Here is a 14978-nt window from a genome sequence, read left to right on the forward strand (position 1 = left end):
GCCGCGACGGGGGATGGGTTTCGCGCAGGACCAGGCCGCCCTGGAAGCCCTTTCGCGGGGCGAACCCGCGCTGGTATGGCGCACCCAGGTCGCCGACACCGAGACGCCGGTCGCCGCCGCGCTCAAGCTGATCGAGCCGGGACGGGGCGACTTCCTGCTCGAATCGGTCGAAGGCGGCGCGGTGCGCGGCCGCTATTCGCTGCTCGGCCTCGCGCCCGACCTGCTGTTCCGCGCGCGCGGCGCCACCGCCGAGATCAACCGCCGCTGGGCGACCGATCCCGCCGCCTTCGAAGCGCTGGAGGACGACGCGCTCACGGCGATGCGCAAGCTCGTCACCTCGTGCCGCATGGCGGTGCCCGACGGCCTGCCCCGCGCGCTCGCCTGCCTGGTCGGCTATTTCGCCTATGAGACGATCGGTCTGGTCGAGAAGCTGCCGCGGCCCCCGACCAATCCGCTCGACCTGCCCGACATGCTGTTCGCGCGGCCGACCCTGATCCTCGTCTTCGACCGGCTCGCCGACCAGCTCTACCTGGTAGCGCCGCTATGGCCCGACGTGGCGGGCGATCCCGCTGGCAAGGTCGCCCAGGCGGTGGAACGGATCGAGTCGCACGCCGCCCTGCTGGCCGGCCCGCTGCCCGAGCGCAACCGCAGCGACATCGACCCCGCGGCGCTTGAGCTGGTGCCGCAGACGGCGCCCGACCGCTATGCCGACATGGTGCTGCGCGCGAAGGACTATATCGCCGCCGGCGACATCTTCCAGGTCGTGCTGGCGCAGCGCTTCACCGTCGATTTTCCGCTGCCGCCGATCGACCTCTACCGCGCGCTGCGACGGATCAACCCGTCGCCCTTCCTCTATTTCCTCGACCTGCCCGGCTTCGCGCTGATCGGCTCCTCCCCCGAGATCCTGGTGCGCGCGCGCGACGGCGAGGTGACGATCCGTCCGATCGCCGGCACCCGGCCGCGCGGCAGGACCACCGCCGAGGATATCGCCAACCGCGAAAGCCTGCTCGCCGACCCCAAGGAACGCGCCGAGCATCTCATGCTGCTCGACCTCGGCCGCAACGATGTGGGCCGGGTGGCGCAGGCCGGAACGGTCGAGGTCACCGACAGCTATACGGTCGAGCATTACAGCCACGTCATGCACATCGTGTCGAACGTCGTCGGCCGGCTCGATCCGGCGCGGGATGCGCTCGACGCGTTGTTCGCGGGCTTTCCGGCCGGCACCGTCTCCGGCGCGCCCAAGGTCCGCGCCTGCGAGATCATCGCCGAGCTCGAGCCCGAGACGCGGGGCGCCTATGCCGGCGGGGTCGGCTATTTCTCCCCCGACGGGTCGATGGACAGCTGCATCGTGCTGCGTACCGCGGTGGTCAAGGACGGCAAGATGCACGTCCAGGCCGGGGCCGGAATCGTCGCCGACAGCAACCCCGAATATGAGCGGCGCGAGTGCGAGGCCAAGGCCGGAGCGCTGATCGCCGCGGCCCGCGAGGCGGTGGCCCGCGCGGGCGAGGCCGGCTTCGGACAATAACAATATTGTCAGCAGCTTAGCCGTCCGTTTCGACGGTGTGACAATATTGCACCACTCGCGACAAAGCCGTCCTTGCGAGGGATCGAAACCGGATCGGAGCCGTTACCGCTTCGCCTTTATGGCAGCAGAAAGGGTTAGTAGACATGCGAGTTCTCATTTCCACCACCGCCGCGATCGCCCTGGCAGCGCTCGGCGCCAGTGCCGCTTCGGCACAGAGCACGTCCAACTGGACGGGTTTCTACGTGGGTGGCCAGCTTGGCTATGCTTGGCAGCCGCGCGACGGCGACGAGCAGGTCGTCTTCGATCGCAACCTCGACGGCAATTTCGGCGACGCCTTCCCGAATTTCGCGCCGGGCAGCTGCGGCGGTTCGCCGACCTCGGCGGCTCCGGGCACGGGTTGCACCAAGGACAATGACGGCACGACCTGGAAGGTCCATGCCGGCTTCGACTATCAGTTCGGCGACACCAGCGGCCCCGTGGTCGGTGCCGTGGTCGAATATGGCAAGAGCTATCTGGTCGACAGCGTCACCGCCTTCAGCACCACGCCCGCCGTCTACAAGATGCAGGCCAGGCTGCGGAACGATGGCGGGATCCGCGCCCGTGGCGGCTATTCGTTCAACACCGGCACGCTGATCTACGGCACCGGCGGTCTCGCCTATGGCAAGATCCGGAACCGCTTCTCGACCTCGAACGGCGTCAACACCTTCACCGTCGACAACCCCACCAAGGATGCCTGGGGTTACAATTACGGCGGCGGCATCGAGCAGAAGGTCGGCCCCTTCTCGGTCGGCGCGCTCTACCTGTTCACCGCTCTGAAGAACAACGACAGCACGGTGCGCGCCTCGGGCGGCCCCGCCGGCGGTCCCTTCACGGCGCAGAACGCGTCGGGCACCGACTTCAAGCGGACCTTCAGCAAGTTCGGCTACCACTCGCTCATGGCGACGGTCAGCTACCGCTTCTGATAGCGACGCGAACGCACGGAAAAGGGCCGGGAGCGACAGCTCCCGGCCCTTTTTCTCGTCCGCGTCGCTTCCCCTTCGGGGGAAGCGGAACGGAATCAGTTGCGGAGCTGCACGCCCACATAGCGCGGCGGATTATTGCCGCGCTGGACGAACAGCAGCACCGTCGGGCGCTTGGCCTTCTGCGCGTCGGCGATCTGCGCGGCCGCCGCCTGGACGGTCGTCACCGGCACATTGTTGATCTGCAGGATGATGTCGCGCGGCTGGAAGCCGTTGGCCGCGGCGTCGCTCGACGGATCGACATAGTTGATCACCACCCCGCGCAGGGTGGCCGAGACGCCGAGCCGCCGCGCAATATCCGGCGTCAGCGTCTGCAGGCCGAGGCCGATCGCCGAACGGGTCGGCTGGTCGGGCGCGGACTGGCCGGCGCCGGGCACGCCGTCGTCCTGATCGTCGTCCAGATTGCCGGCATTGGCGAGCTGGTCCTCCGGCGGACGTTCGCCCAGGGTCACCGTCACCGTCTTGCGTTGCCCCTCGCGAATCAGCTCGACCGGCAGGCGGGCGCCCACCGCGGCCTTGCCGACGATGTAGGACAGCGTGTTGTCGGGGGTGATCTCCTGATTGTCGACCTTGACGATCACGTCGCCTTGGCGGATGCCCGCCCGCGCCGCCGCCTCGCCGGGCTCGACCCGCGCGACGATCTCGCCGCGATCCTTGGCCAGGCCCAGGCTGCTGGCGATATCCTCGGTCATCGGCTGGATGCCGACGCCCAGATAGCCGCGCCGCACCCGCTGGCCGGTGCGAAGCTGGTCGATGATCGGCTTGGCTTCCTCGGCCGGGATGGCGAAGCCGATGCCGACATTGCCGCCGGTCGGCGAGAAGATCGCGGTGTTGATGCCGATCACATTGCCCTGGAGATCGAACATCGGGCCACCCGAATTGCCCTGGTTGATCGAGGCGTCGGTCTGGATGTAGCGATCATAGGGCCCGTTGATGCCGATCGAGCGGTGCAGCGCCGAGACGATGCCCGCGGTCACCGTGCCGCCGAGGCCGAACGGATTGCCGATCGCCACGACCCAGTCGCCGACCCGGGTGCGGGTCGAATCGCCGAACTGGACGAAGGGCAGGTTCTTCGCATCGATCTTGAGCAGCGCCAGATCCGACGTCTGGTCGCGGCCGACGATCGTCGCCTTATATTCCTTGCGGTCGGGCAAGGTGACGGTGATCGAGCTGACGACCGCTCCCGAACCGCCCTCGGGCGACGCCGAGATCACATGGTTGTTGGTGACGACATAGCCGTCGGCCGAAATGATGAAGCCCGACCCGAGCGAGGTCGCTTCGCGCGTGATCGGCTTGCCGCCCTCGTCGGTGGCGCCACCGCCGAAGCGACGGAACAGCTCCTCGAACGGCGTGCCCGAGAAGGCGTTGCCGCCGCCGCGGACCTGGATCTTCTGGGTGGTCGAGATGTTGACGACCGCCGGTTGCAGCTTGGCGGCGAGGTCAGCGAAGCTCATCGGCGCACCCGGGCGGGGCGCCGCGGCGTTGATCGACCCCGGCGCATTCTGCGCCACCTGGGCGCCGACGGGCTGCTGCAGGGTCAGGGTTGCAGCCGCACCGCCGGCCAGCAAGGCTGCGGTGATCCCATAGGCATAACGCACTTTGGCCAACTCCTTAAATCTCCTGTCCTGCCGTTGCCGATTTGCCGGGTGTCTTATCTCTTTCCCGATCGCTGAACCCCGGTTGAACGGCGCTGTTCCCTCTCGGTCTAGCGCCGTCCGCGGAATTCGCGCAGATATTCGTTGTCGGGCGACAGTATGACGTTGGACGAACCGGGCGCTTCGGTACCGTCGGTGCCGAAGGTCATCCGATAGGACTGCATCGCCCGGTAGAAATTGTAGAAATCGGGATCCTTGTTGAAGCTTTCGGCATAGGTGCCGGCCGCCTGGGCATCGGCCTCGGCGGTGATGATCTGCGCCTGCTTGCGGCCTTCGGCAAGGATCGACCGCGCTTCCTGCTCGCGCGCGGTGCGCATCCGGTTGAACGCCGAATCCAGTGGCGTGCCGTCGGGCAGGTCGGCCCGCTTGATGCGGACATCGACGATCGCGGCGCCATATTGGCGCGCGACGCGGTTCAGGCGCGTCTGGATATTGTCCATGACCTGCCCGCGCTCGGGGCTCAGCAGCGCCGCGAAGGGCCGCTTGCCGAGCTCGTTGCGGAGCGAGGATCCGAGGATCGGGCGCAGCGCCTCCTCGACCCGGCGCTCGCTGCCGGCGGTGATCGCCATGCGCAGCGGATCGACGATGCGGTAGCGGGCATAGGCGTCGACCTCGAGCCGGAGCTGGTCGGTCGACAGCACCGACTGGCGCTCCATGTCGAAGTCGCGGACGCGTTTGTCGATCCAGGTTATCTGGTCGATGAACGGGATCTTGAAGATCACGCCCGCGCCGGTCGCGCCGAAATCCTCATTGGGACGATAGGCGTTGTAGACCGTCTCGGGCTTGCCGAAGCGGACGACGAGCGCCTGCTTTGTCTCGGGCACCACGGCGACGATGCTGCTGAGCACGATCACCACGGCGATCGCGGCGATGGCCCAGCCGATCACGGTGCGGCTGGCGAAATTGTCGCTGACGTTCATTGTTGGGCCGCCGGCTTGGGCTGCGCGGGGGGCAGCGGGAGATAGGGCATGACGTTCGGCGCCTCGATCACCGTCTTGTCGGTCTTGGCCAGGACGCGCTCCATCGTCTCGTAATACATGCGGCGGCGGGTCACCTCGGGGGCGAGCCGATACTCGGCATAGACCTTGTCGAACGCCGCCGCCTCACCCTCGGCTTTCGCGCCGAGCTGCTGGGCATAGGCGCGCGCCTCGTTGAGATAGGCCTGCGCCTGTTGCTGCGCGGCCGAGACCGACTTGAACGCCTCGACCACCGCGCTCGGCGGATCGGCCTGCTTGATCGCGACGCCCTGCACGGTGACGCCCGAACGATAGCTGTCGAGGATCTCCTGCATGCGCTGCTGGACGCGGCCCTCGATCTGGCTGCGCTGCGGACCCATCGCATCGTTGAGCGCGACACGGGCGATCTCCGCGCGCATCGCGCTTTCGGCGACCTCGGCGACGGTCTCGTCGGGGTCGGCCAGCTCGTAGAGATAGAGCTCGGGGTCGCGGATGTTCCAGCGCACCGAATACGCGAGGTCGATGATGTTCTGGTCGCCGGTCAGCATCAGGTTCTGGCTGTTGCCACCACCCCCGGGGATGTCCTTGACCCGGATATCCTCGATGTCGATCTTGGTGACGATATCGATCGGCGCGGGGAAGGAGAAGCGCATGCCGGGCTCGAGCGTCCCCGCATAGGAGCCGAAGCGGGTGATCACGCCGCGCTCCTGCGGGTCGATGCGATGGCCGCTCGTCCAGAGGATCCAGATCAGCAGCAGGCCGCCGATCGCCCAGAGGGCGAAGCGTCCGGCCTCGGGCTCGGGCCCGCCGCGGCCGCCGAAGCGGGCGCGGCCGCGCCGCAGCAGCTCGTCGAGCGCCGAGCGGCCCGCGGGTCCGGGCCGGCCGCGCGGCGGCTGGTTCCAGGGGTTGCCGTCACCGCCACCCCCGTCGCCACCCGATCCTCCTCCGCCCCACGGCCCGCCCTCGTTGAGCATCGGCCGCGGCACCATTCCGCTGCTATCGCTGTCGTTCATCCGATCATTATAGGTGCGGATCGGCGGAAAAACAGTGCTCTTTCCAAGCGGAGCCCTTATTTGCACGCCCCATGGACATGACAGACTCGCTTCCCGCCGCGCTCGACGCCGTCCCGGATCCCATTAGCGGCAAGGGGCTGATCGCCAGCGGACGCGCCGCGGCGCCGCGCTTCGAGGACGGTACGGCCAGCGTCGTCGTCGACGTGACCGGCCTGTCCGGGGATGCCCGGAGCAAGCTGGAAACGGCGGTAAAGCAGGCGCTGATCGCGGTCCCCGGCGTCGAGACGGTCCGGGTCGCGATGACCGCGGAGAAGCGCGGCCGCAAGATCATCGCGGTCGGATCGGGCAAGGGCGGGGTCGGCAAGTCGACCCTTTCCGCCAACCTCGCCGTCGCGCTGAAACGGATGGGCCGCAAGGTCGGGCTGGTCGATGCCGATATCTACGGCCCCTCGCAGGCACGACTGCTGGCGACCGAGTGCATGCGCCCGACCGCGCAGGGGCAGAAGATGGACCCCGTCATGTCGCCGCACGGCGTACCCATGCTGTCGATGGCGCAGCTCGTGAAGCCGGGGCAGGCGATCGCCTGGCGCGGGCCGATGGCGGGCAATGCGCTCGGCCAGCTGGTCGATGCCGAATGGGGCGATGTCGAGCTGCTGATCCTCGACCTGCCGCCGGGCACCGGCGACGTCCAGCTGACGATGGTCCAGAAATACAAGCCGGTCGGCGCGGTGATCGTGTCGACCCCGCAGGACCTGGCCCTGATCGACGCCACCCGCGCGATCGACTTCTTCAACCAGGCGCATGTGCCGATCATCGGCGTCGTCGAGAACATGGCGGGCTATGCCTGCCCACATTGCGGCGAGATATCCGACCCGTTCGGCCAGGGCGGCGCGCAGGCGGCGGCGATGGCGATGGACCTGCCCTTCCTCGGCCGGGTACCGCTCGACATCGGCATCCGCACCGCCTCCGACGCGGGGCGCCCGCCGGCGGCGGACGCGGACGACGCGGTCTTCGCACCGCTCGCCGCACGGATCGCCGACTGGTTGAACCCGGCGAAGCCCGCATCATTTTAGGGGGACCATTTCGGGAGCTTCGCCATGCCTCTGACCGCCGACCAGGATATCGCCGACCTCCTCCGCACCGCGAAGACCATCGCGATGGTCGGCGCCAGCGACCGCCCCGACCGGCCGAGCCACGGCGTGATGCGCTTCCTGCTGTCGCGCGGCTATGACGTGATCCCGGTCAATCCCCAGCTCGCGGGCCAGCGGATCCACGACCGGCCGGTCGTGGCGACCCTCGCCGAGATCCACGAGCCGATCGACATCGTCGACATCTTCCGCAACTCGACCGCCGCCGGCCCGGTGATCGACGACGCCGTCGCCGCCGGCGCGAAGGCGGTGTGGACCCAGCTCGGGGTGTTCAACGACGACGCGGTCGCCCGGGCCGAAAGCGCCGGACTGAAGGCGGTGGTCAACCGCTGCCCCGCGATCGAGATCCCGCGCCTGGGACTTTGAGGAATCCGTCGATCCTTCGACGGAAGGATCGGGAGCTACCGAACCACCGCCGTCGCCGCGCGCGTCGCCAGCCGTTCGACCGCGTCGGCATGGATCGCCGGGGCCGTCGCCAGCACCCCGAACTGCTCGCCCCTGGTGCTGTTGTAGCGGAGCGGGCGGCCGAGCGCGTCGGTGACGGTCGCCCCCGCTTCCTGCGCGATCAGCGCGGCGGCGGCGATGTCCCATTCATGGCCCCAGCGCAGGGTCGCCAGCAGATCGGCCTGTCCGGCGGCCACCATCGCGATGCGCAGCGCGATCGAATTGGGCTTGCCGACCGTCACCAGATCGGAATCGCCGCGCGCCAGCACGTCGGCCGGTACCCGCGCGCCGGGCAGCTCGCGGCGCGCCGAGGCGCGGATCGCCTCGCCGTTGCGGGTGGCGCCATGGCCGGCACGGGCGCGCCAATGCTCGCCGCGCGCGGGCGCATCGAGCACGCCGATCACCGGGCGGCCGCCTTCGACCAGCGCGATCGAGACCGCCCATCCCTCGCGGCCACGGACATAGTCGCGCGTGCCGTCGATCGGATCGACCACCCAGACGCGCACGCAATTGAGCCGCTCGGCGCTGTCGACGGTCTCCTCCGACAGCCAGCCGGCCTCCGGATCGATCGCCATCAGGCGTTCGTGCAGCAGCGCGTCGGCCGCGAGATCGATGTCGCAGACCGGGCTGCCCGGCGTCTTGTCCCAATATTTGAACTCGCCGCGCCACGAGGCGTGCGCCATCGCGCCGACCTCGGCCGCGACCGCACTTACCGCTTCGAGGAGTCCATCAGGCACCGGCGACCGTCATCCCTTCGATCCTGATCGTCGGAGCATCAACGGCGCGGCGGAAGACAAGATCCGACGCCGGGGTCAGTTCCCGGAACATGTCCTTGAGATTGCCGGCGACGGTGATCTCGGCAACGGGCTCGCAGATCCGCCCGTCGCGGATCACGAAGCCCGAAGCGCCCCGGCTATAGTCGCCGGTCACGCCGTTGACGCCCTGCCCGATCAGCTCGGTGACGTAGACGCCCAGCTTGATGTCGGCGATCAGCTCCTCGGGCGAGAGCGATCCCGCCTCCAGGTAGAGATTGGTCAGCCCCGCGCCCGGGGGGCCGCCGACGCCGCGGGTGGCGTGGCCGGTCGGTTCCAGCCCGAGCTGGCGCGCCGAGGCCGAGTCCATGATCCAGCCGGTCAGCACGCCGTCGGCGATGATGTCGCGAGCCTGGGTCGGCAGCCCTTCCCCGTCGAACGGCTTGGACCGCAGCCCGCGCTTGCGCAGCGGGTCGTCGCGCACGACGATGCCCGTGGCGAAGATCCGCTCGCCCAGCTTGTCGAGCAGGAAGCTGGTCCGCCGCGCGACCGCCGAACCGGTGATCGCGCCGGCGAGGTGGCCGAGCAGCCCCGATCCGACCCGTGGATCATAGACCACCGGCAGCGCGCCGCTCGACAGCTTGCCGGGGTTGAGCCGCTTGACCGCACGGTCGCCGGCGCGGGCGCCGATCGCCGTCGCATCCTCCAGGTCGGACAGGTGGCGGGCCGAATGATAGGCATAGTCGCGCTGCATGCCGCCGCCTTCGCCGGCTATGACGCTGGCCGAGCAGCCATAGCCGCTGCTCGAATAGCCGCGCGCGAACCCGGTGCTGGTGGCGAGCGCGATGACGGAGCGGCTGGCCGAGGCGCCCGCGCCCTCGCTGTTGGTGATGCCCTGGACGGCGCGGGCGGCCGCCTCGGCAGCCTCGGCGCGCTCGCGCAACTCGGCCGGCGACGGATCGACGCCATCGTCGCCGTCGATGTCGGGCACCGGTCCGCGCAGCAGCCGGTCCTCGGGCGCGAGGCCGGCATAGGGATCCTCGGGCGCCTCGCGCGCCATCGCCACCGCGCGATCGACGAGCGCGTCGAGCGCCGGCTGCGACAGATCGGAGGAAGAGACGCTCGCCGAGCGGCTGCCGACGAACAGCCTGAGGCCGATCTCCTCGCCCTCCGACCGTTCGACGTCCTCGAGCGCGCCGAGGCGCACCGAGACCTGGGTCGAGTTGTTGCAGACGTAGATCACGTCGGCGGCATCGGCACCGGCCTTGCGCGCGGCGGCGGCGAGATCGGCGGTGCGGCTTTCGGCTTCGGAGAGGCTGAGCATGTCGGCGACTTAGGTACGCCGGTCCCGAAGGTCAAAGGGTAAAGGCTTCCAGACCCCGCTCGCGCCTTCGCCGGAGCGCGAATGACAAGGTCAGGCCGTCGCCCCGACCACCAGGCAGGCGAGGAACATCAGCAGGCCCGCGAAGCGGTTCGAACGGAATCTGGCGAGCGCATCGGCCGGGTCCTCGACCCGCAGCCGCGCCACCTGCCAGACGAAGTGCAGACCCATCGGCAGCAGGGCCAGGGTGGCGAGCGCCTGTGGCCGCAACAGCCAGAAGGCGGCGATCCAGCAGCCGATCGCGATCGCGTAGAACAGGCCGATGCCGAGCCGCGCACGAGGGCCCAGCGCGCGGGCCGAGGACTTCACCCCCGCCAGCGCATCGTCCTCGATATCCTGCAGCGCATAGATGGTGTCATAGCCGATCACCCAGGCGATCGACCCCGCGTAGAGCAGCCACAGCACCGGCGAGAAGCCGCCCGTCGCCGCCGGCCAGCCGACCAGCGCCGCCCAGGAGAAGACGATGCCGAGCCAGGCCTGCGGCCACCAGGTGATCCGCTTCATGAACGGATAGGCGGCGACGGCACCGAGGCTGGCGACGGCGGTGATCGCAGCCATGAGGTTGAGCTGGACGAGGACGACCAGCCCGACCAGGCAGAGCAGCGACAGCCAGGCCCAGGCCGCCTTGAGGCCGATCCGTCCGCTGGCCAGCGGACGCGCGGCGGTGCGCGCCACCTTCCGGTCCAGGTCGCGATCGACGATGTCGTTATAGACGCAGCCCGCGGCGCGCATCGCGACCGAGCCGAGCGCGAACCACAGGATCAGATCCCAGCGCTCGACCGCCCTGCCCGCCAGCGCGATCGCCCATACGCCGGGCCAGAACAGCAGCCAGCTGCCGATCGGCCGGTCGAAGCGGGCGAGCAGCCAATAGGGGCGCAAGGCCGGCGGCAGCCGCCGGGCGATCCCGCGCAGCTCGCTGTCGGGCACGATTTCCTCGACTTCGTCGGCCATGGGCGGCAGGTAGGGGAAAAGCCACGCTTTCGGAAGTCCCATGGCCCAAACCCCCGCCTGGCCGCCCGCCAGCCTGACCCGCCTGTTCGTCGAAACCCCGCTCTCGGCCGGCCTCGCGCTGACCATCGACGGAGGGCAGGCGCATTATCTGTCGGCCGTGATGCGGCTGAAGACGGGCGACGCGATCGCCCTGTTCGACGATGCCAGCGGCGAATGGCGCGCGGTGATCGACCAGGTCGGCAAGCGCGCCGTCGCGGTGCGGGTCGAGGAACGGGTCCGCGAGCGCGAGGCAGTGCCCGACCTGTGGCTGCTCGCCGCGCCGATCAAGAAGGGCCGGATCGACTGGGTCGCCGAAAAGGCGTGCGAGCTGGGCGTCGCCCGGCTGCGGCCGGTGATCACCCAGCGCACGATCGTCGACCGGCTCAACCTCGACCGGCTGCGCGCGCACATGATCGAGGCCGCCGAACAGTGCGAGCGGACCGCGCTGCCGATCCTCGACGCGCCGGTGAAGCTCGCCGCGATGCTGCGCGACTGGCCCGCCGACCGGGCGCTGATCTTCGCCGACGAAGAGGGCGGCACGCCGATGGCGCGGGCGGTGACGCCCGGACCGGCCGCGATACTGATCGGTCCGGAGGGCGGCTTCACCCCCGAGGAGCGCGCCGCGATCAAGGCCGTGCCGCAGGCGATCGGCGTGTCGCTGGGCCCCCGTATCCTGCGGGCCGATACGGCGATGGCGGCGGCCGTCGCGCTATGGATGGCATCGGCCGGGGACTGGCGCGCAGAATAATCAAACTAGAAACGTACCGATCGGTCCGCTATGGCGCGGCGATGAGCACGCGCAAGGCCTCCGAAGGCGATGATCCCCTGATCGAATCCCGCGACGACCTGCTGTCGGTCTTCGTCGACGGCGAGAAGCCGAAGGACAGATGGCGGATCGGCACCGAGCACGAGAAGTTCGTGTTCTTCGAGGATTCGCACCGCGCCCCCTCCTATGAGGAGCGCGGCGGCATCCACGCGCTGCTGATCGGCCTGACGCAATTCGGCTGGCGCCCGGTCTATGAGGGCGAGAACATCATCGCGCTCGAGGGCGAGGACGGCAATGTCAGCCTGGAGCCGGCGGGCCAGTTCGAGCTGTCGGGCGCGCCGCTCGACAATCTCCACCAGACCTGCGCCGAAACCGGGCGCCACCTCGAGCAGGTCAAGGCGGTCGGCGAAAAGCTGGGGATCGGTTTCCTCGGCCTGGGCCTGTGGCCCGACAAGAGCCGCGAAGAGCTGCCGATCATGCCGAAGGGCCGCTACGACATCATGCTGCGCCACATGCCGCGGGTCGGCACGATGGGCCTCGACATGATGCTGCGCACCTGCACCATCCAGACCAACCTCGACTATTCGAGCGAGGCGGACATGGTGCGCAAGTTCCGCCTCAGCCTGGCGCTGCAGCCGCTGGCGACCGCGCTGTTCGCCAATTCGCCCTTCCTCGACGGCAAGCCCAACGGCTTCCTCAGCTATCGCAGCCATATCTGGACCGACACCGATCCGCACCGCACGGGCATGCTGCCCTTCGTGTTCGAGGACGGTTTCGGCTATGAGCGCTACGCCGACTACATGCTCGACGTGCCGATGTATTTCGCCTTCCGCGACGGCTATGTCGACGCGGCGGGGCTCAGCTTCCGCGACTTCATGGACGGCAAGCTGTCGGTCCTGCCCGGCGAGAAGCCGACGGTCGAGGACTGGAAGGACCATCTGTCGACCGCCTTTCCCGAGGTCCGGCTGAAGAGCTTCCTCGAGATGCGCGGCGCCGACGGCGGCCCGCACGACCGCATCTGCGCGCTGCCCGCCTTCTGGGTGGGCCTGCTCTACGACGATGCTGCGCTCGACGCGGCCTGGGACCTGGTCAAGCACTGGACGATCGAGGACCATCACCGCATCCGCGCGGACGTGCCGAAGCTCGGCCTGAAGGCACGGGGGCCGCGCGGGCGCAGCCTGCTCGACCTGGCGAACACCGTCCTCGACATCTCCGCCGAGGGACTGAAGGCGCGCGCGCGGCTGAACGGGGCGGGCGACGACGAGCGGGGCTTCCTCACCCCGCTGCGCGAGATCGTCGCGAGCGGCAAGACGCCCGCCGAACAGTTGCTCGATCTTTATCACGGCGCCTGGGGCGGCGACATCAGCCGCGTCTATCGGGACGTCCGGTTCTGACCGGACCGGCGTGACGCCGGTGCAACAGTCGGCGCGATAAAGGCACCGTCCGGCCCTATTCGGGTTCCGGCGCGCAAGGGCGCTGGCACATCGCCGAATGTTGCGATAGAAGCGCGCTGCTGCGTCGGCAGGAGACACTCGCAATAGCGGGGCTCATCGCAGGAGAGAAATGCGCCGGTGAAAGTCCGGTACGGCGTGCAAGACGTGGTGGCTGCGGTAAAATCGAGGATCAGGCTTCGCCTGGCCCGAGCCGGGGGATCCGGCCCGCAGCTCCACCACCCCGCCCCCTCCTTTCGTTCCCGCTGGTAAACGACCCGTCAACCGTGACGCCGGAATCGCGCAATTCCGTGGCGAATCCCCGGCCGGTGCGGCGGATGATCATGAAAAACGCGATCACCAATCTCCCACACCAGCGGGCAAGGCGGCGCCTCTAGCATCGGTCCCATCGGATCGACTGGAGGATCGGCATGCGTTTCGGCTGGGGCAAGGCAAAGGCGGCGAAGCTGGCGGGCGCACTGGCCCTGGCGCTGGCGGCGCCGCTCGTGCAGGGCGCCACGGGTGTGGACAACAACCTCGCGCAGCGGCTGCTGGCCGGCCACAACCGCGAGCGCGCCGCCATGGGCATCCCGCCGCTGGCGTGGAACGAACTGCTCGCCCGCGACGCCGGCATCTACGCCGCGCACCTCACCAAGGTCGGCTATCTGGTCCACAGCGAGGACGACCCCGCCGAAACCGATCCGCAGGGCGAGAATCTATGGGCCGGCACGCGGGGCTATTATGGCCCGGAGCAGATGGTCGGCCTGTGGGTCGACGAGAAGAAGGACTTCAAGGCCGGCATCTTCCCCAACAACAGCCTGAGCGGCGATCTGGAGAATGTCGGGCACTATACCCAGGTCGTGTGGCGCTCGTCGCGCGCCGTCGGCTGCGCGGTGGCGCACGGGGTAGAGGACGATTTCCTGGTCTGTCGCTACAGCGAAGGCGGCAACGTCATCGGCGAAAGGCCGTTTTGAGGATTGAAGTCATCCCGGCAAAAGCCGGATCTCCCTTCTCTTTTCCGAGACGGTCGATGTCCCGACGTTCAAGGCAGGAAGATTCCGGCAAGGGCAGGAGATTCCGGCTTTCGCCGGAATGACGGGAAGAATCGCCTTGAGAATGACGGCCCGGGATCAGCCTTTTACGGCCTCGCCCTCGGGCGCGGTCCCGTTCCGCCGGTAGGTCATGCGGGCGACGCCGCCGATCAGGCCGAAGCCCAGCATCAGCTGGACCCAGGTCGACGGCTCGGGCACGCCGGGCGTGCCCGGCGGATTGGGCGTGCCGGTGCTCGGCGGCACGAAGATGCGCGGCGTCAGCGGAACCGCGACGTCGGGCGGGGGTGCCTCGGCCACCTGCAGCGGCGAGGATTCCACCGGCATGTTGGTCACCGCCGGAAGGTTCGACAGGGCGAAGGGCGTGACGGTCGGGCACGGGCCCTCGGCCGACGCGACCTGGACGCCTTCCTCCGGCGCCGCGCGGACGCGGGTCTTCGGCTTGGCATATTGACGCGGCTGGGTAGCCTTGTGGACCGCATCCCGGACCTGGGGCACGCCCAGGCTCAAGGCGGTCGTACCGGCGACCGGACAGACGCAAGTCATCAGCAGCTTGGCCGCTTTGGACGCAACAGCTTCCTTCAACATGAAGAACTACCCCGATATTCCCCAACGCAAATATACACGCCGCCCAATAGCATGTTTTCGCGGAAGTCCAAAATTCGAGTGGTAAACATCTGCAACATCCCCGCGACGATACTGTGCGCGCCATGCACCCCAACCGACTGTTCCAGCGCGCGACGATCCGCTATGGGCTGGTTCGGCGCATCGACCGGGACCAACGCTTCATCGACGGCGGCGGTTCTCGGGAACAATGCCCGGAACATGGTTGAGATGGCGTAAATCCTTG

The 14978-nt window shown here is 68.8% G+C and carries 15 protein-coding genes; 7 read left to right on the top strand and 8 right to left on the bottom strand.

The window, feature by feature from the left end; all coding sequences use genetic code 11:
* Window positions 1-13: 13 nt before the first annotated feature.
* Both trpE and ASE22_RS22830 read left to right on the top strand, forming a co-directional pair.
* Window positions 14-1525 (top strand): anthranilate synthase component I, encoded by a 1512-nt coding sequence (gene trpE, locus ASE22_RS22825; protein WP_056365115.1) that lies wholly within the window; start codon window positions 14-16, stop codon window positions 1523-1525.
* A gap of 143 nt (window positions 1526-1668) precedes the next feature.
* The gene (locus ASE22_RS22830; RefSeq protein ID WP_056365118.1) at window positions 1669-2487 is read left to right on the top strand and encodes an outer membrane protein; all 819 of its coding nucleotides are present in this window, start codon (window positions 1669-1671) and stop codon (window positions 2485-2487) included.
* Between the two features lie 95 nt (window positions 2488-2582).
* On the opposite strand, the gene ASE22_RS22835 is transcribed toward ASE22_RS22830, so the two are convergent.
* The 3 genes from ASE22_RS22835 to hflK all read right to left on the bottom strand — a co-directional run bounded on the left by ASE22_RS22835 (window position 2583) and on the right by hflK (window position 6168).
* Window positions 2583-4142, bottom strand: coding sequence for a Do family serine endopeptidase (locus ASE22_RS22835; protein ID WP_056365121.1), 1560 nt, complete (start codon window positions 4140-4142; stop codon window positions 2583-2585).
* A 107-nt stretch (window positions 4143-4249) separates the two neighbouring features.
* Entirely contained in the window at window positions 4250-5119 is an 870-nt protein-coding gene (gene hflC, locus ASE22_RS22840; protein WP_056365124.1) for a protease modulator HflC, read from the bottom strand.
* Window positions 5116-6168 carry an FtsH protease activity modulator HflK gene (hflK, locus tag ASE22_RS22845; protein WP_414886461.1) on the bottom strand — a complete coding sequence of 351 codons (1053 nt, stop codon included), beginning with the start codon at window positions 6166-6168 and terminating at the stop codon, window positions 5116-5118. The genes hflC and hflK overlap by 4 nt, the downstream gene beginning before the upstream one ends.
* A 71-nt stretch (window positions 6169-6239) precedes the next feature.
* Here hflK and ASE22_RS22850 point away from each other — a divergent pair, with 71 nt between their 5' ends.
* The gene (locus tag ASE22_RS22850; protein ID WP_056365130.1) at window positions 6240-7241 is read left to right on the top strand and encodes a P-loop NTPase; all 1002 of its coding nucleotides are present in this window, start codon (window positions 6240-6242) and stop codon (window positions 7239-7241) included.
* A 24-nt stretch (window positions 7242-7265) separates the two neighbouring features.
* Window positions 7266-7682 carry a CoA-binding protein gene (locus tag ASE22_RS22855; RefSeq protein WP_056365133.1) on the top strand — a complete coding sequence of 139 codons (417 nt, stop codon included), beginning with the start codon at window positions 7266-7268 and terminating at the stop codon, window positions 7680-7682.
* Window positions 7683-7717: 35 nt separating this feature from the next.
* On the opposite strand, the gene ASE22_RS22860 is transcribed toward ASE22_RS22855, so the two are convergent.
* The 3 genes from ASE22_RS22860 to ubiA form a co-directional block, all read right to left on the bottom strand.
* Window positions 7718-8497: a 3'(2'),5'-bisphosphate nucleotidase CysQ gene (locus ASE22_RS22860; RefSeq protein ID WP_056365137.1), complete on the bottom strand. Its 780-nt coding sequence runs from the start codon at window positions 8495-8497 to the stop codon at window positions 7718-7720.
* Window positions 8490-9836 (bottom strand): TldD/PmbA family protein, encoded by a 1347-nt coding sequence (locus ASE22_RS22865; protein WP_056365142.1) that lies wholly within the window; start codon window positions 9834-9836, stop codon window positions 8490-8492. The genes ASE22_RS22860 and ASE22_RS22865 overlap by 8 nt, the downstream gene beginning before the upstream one ends.
* Window positions 9837-9926: 90 nt before the next feature.
* A complete protein-coding gene (gene ubiA / locus ASE22_RS22870) occupies window positions 9927-10844 on the bottom strand; it encodes a 4-hydroxybenzoate octaprenyltransferase (RefSeq protein ID WP_200933203.1) in 918 nt (305 codons plus the stop codon).
* A gap of 40 nt (window positions 10845-10884) precedes the next feature.
* On the opposite strand from ubiA, the gene ASE22_RS22875 reads away from it, so the two are divergent.
* The 3 genes from ASE22_RS22875 (at window position 10885) to ASE22_RS22885 (ending at window position 14053) form a co-directional block, all read left to right on the top strand.
* A complete protein-coding gene (locus tag ASE22_RS22875; RefSeq protein ID WP_056365148.1) occupies window positions 10885-11631 on the top strand; it encodes a 16S rRNA (uracil(1498)-N(3))-methyltransferase in 747 nt (248 codons plus the stop codon).
* Between the two features lie 41 nt (window positions 11632-11672).
* Complete coding sequence (locus tag ASE22_RS22880) at window positions 11673-13043, top strand: glutamate--cysteine ligase (RefSeq protein ID WP_056365153.1); 1371 nt, start codon at window positions 11673-11675, stop codon at window positions 13041-13043.
* Window positions 13044-13510: 467 nt separating this feature from the next.
* Complete coding sequence (locus ASE22_RS22885; RefSeq protein WP_056365156.1) at window positions 13511-14053, top strand: CAP domain-containing protein; 543 nt, start codon at window positions 13511-13513, stop codon at window positions 14051-14053.
* A 156-nt stretch (window positions 14054-14209) separates the two neighbouring features.
* On the opposite strand, the gene ASE22_RS22890 is transcribed toward ASE22_RS22885, so the two are convergent.
* Together ASE22_RS22890 and ASE22_RS26990 are read right to left on the bottom strand one after the other, a co-directional pair.
* The gene (locus tag ASE22_RS22890; protein WP_056365160.1) at window positions 14210-14716 is read right to left on the bottom strand and encodes a PEPxxWA-CTERM sorting domain-containing protein; all 507 of its coding nucleotides are present in this window, start codon (window positions 14714-14716) and stop codon (window positions 14210-14212) included.
* The gene (locus tag ASE22_RS26990; RefSeq protein ID WP_156407256.1) at window positions 14710-14955 is read right to left on the bottom strand and encodes a hypothetical protein; all 246 of its coding nucleotides are present in this window, start codon (window positions 14953-14955) and stop codon (window positions 14710-14712) included. The genes ASE22_RS22890 and ASE22_RS26990 overlap by 7 nt, the downstream gene beginning before the upstream one ends.
* Window positions 14956-14978 lie beyond the last annotated feature (23 nt).

Source organism: Sphingomonas sp. Root720 (assembly GCF_001428605.1).
Taxonomy (GTDB): Bacteria; Pseudomonadota; Alphaproteobacteria; order Sphingomonadales; family Sphingomonadaceae; genus Rhizorhabdus.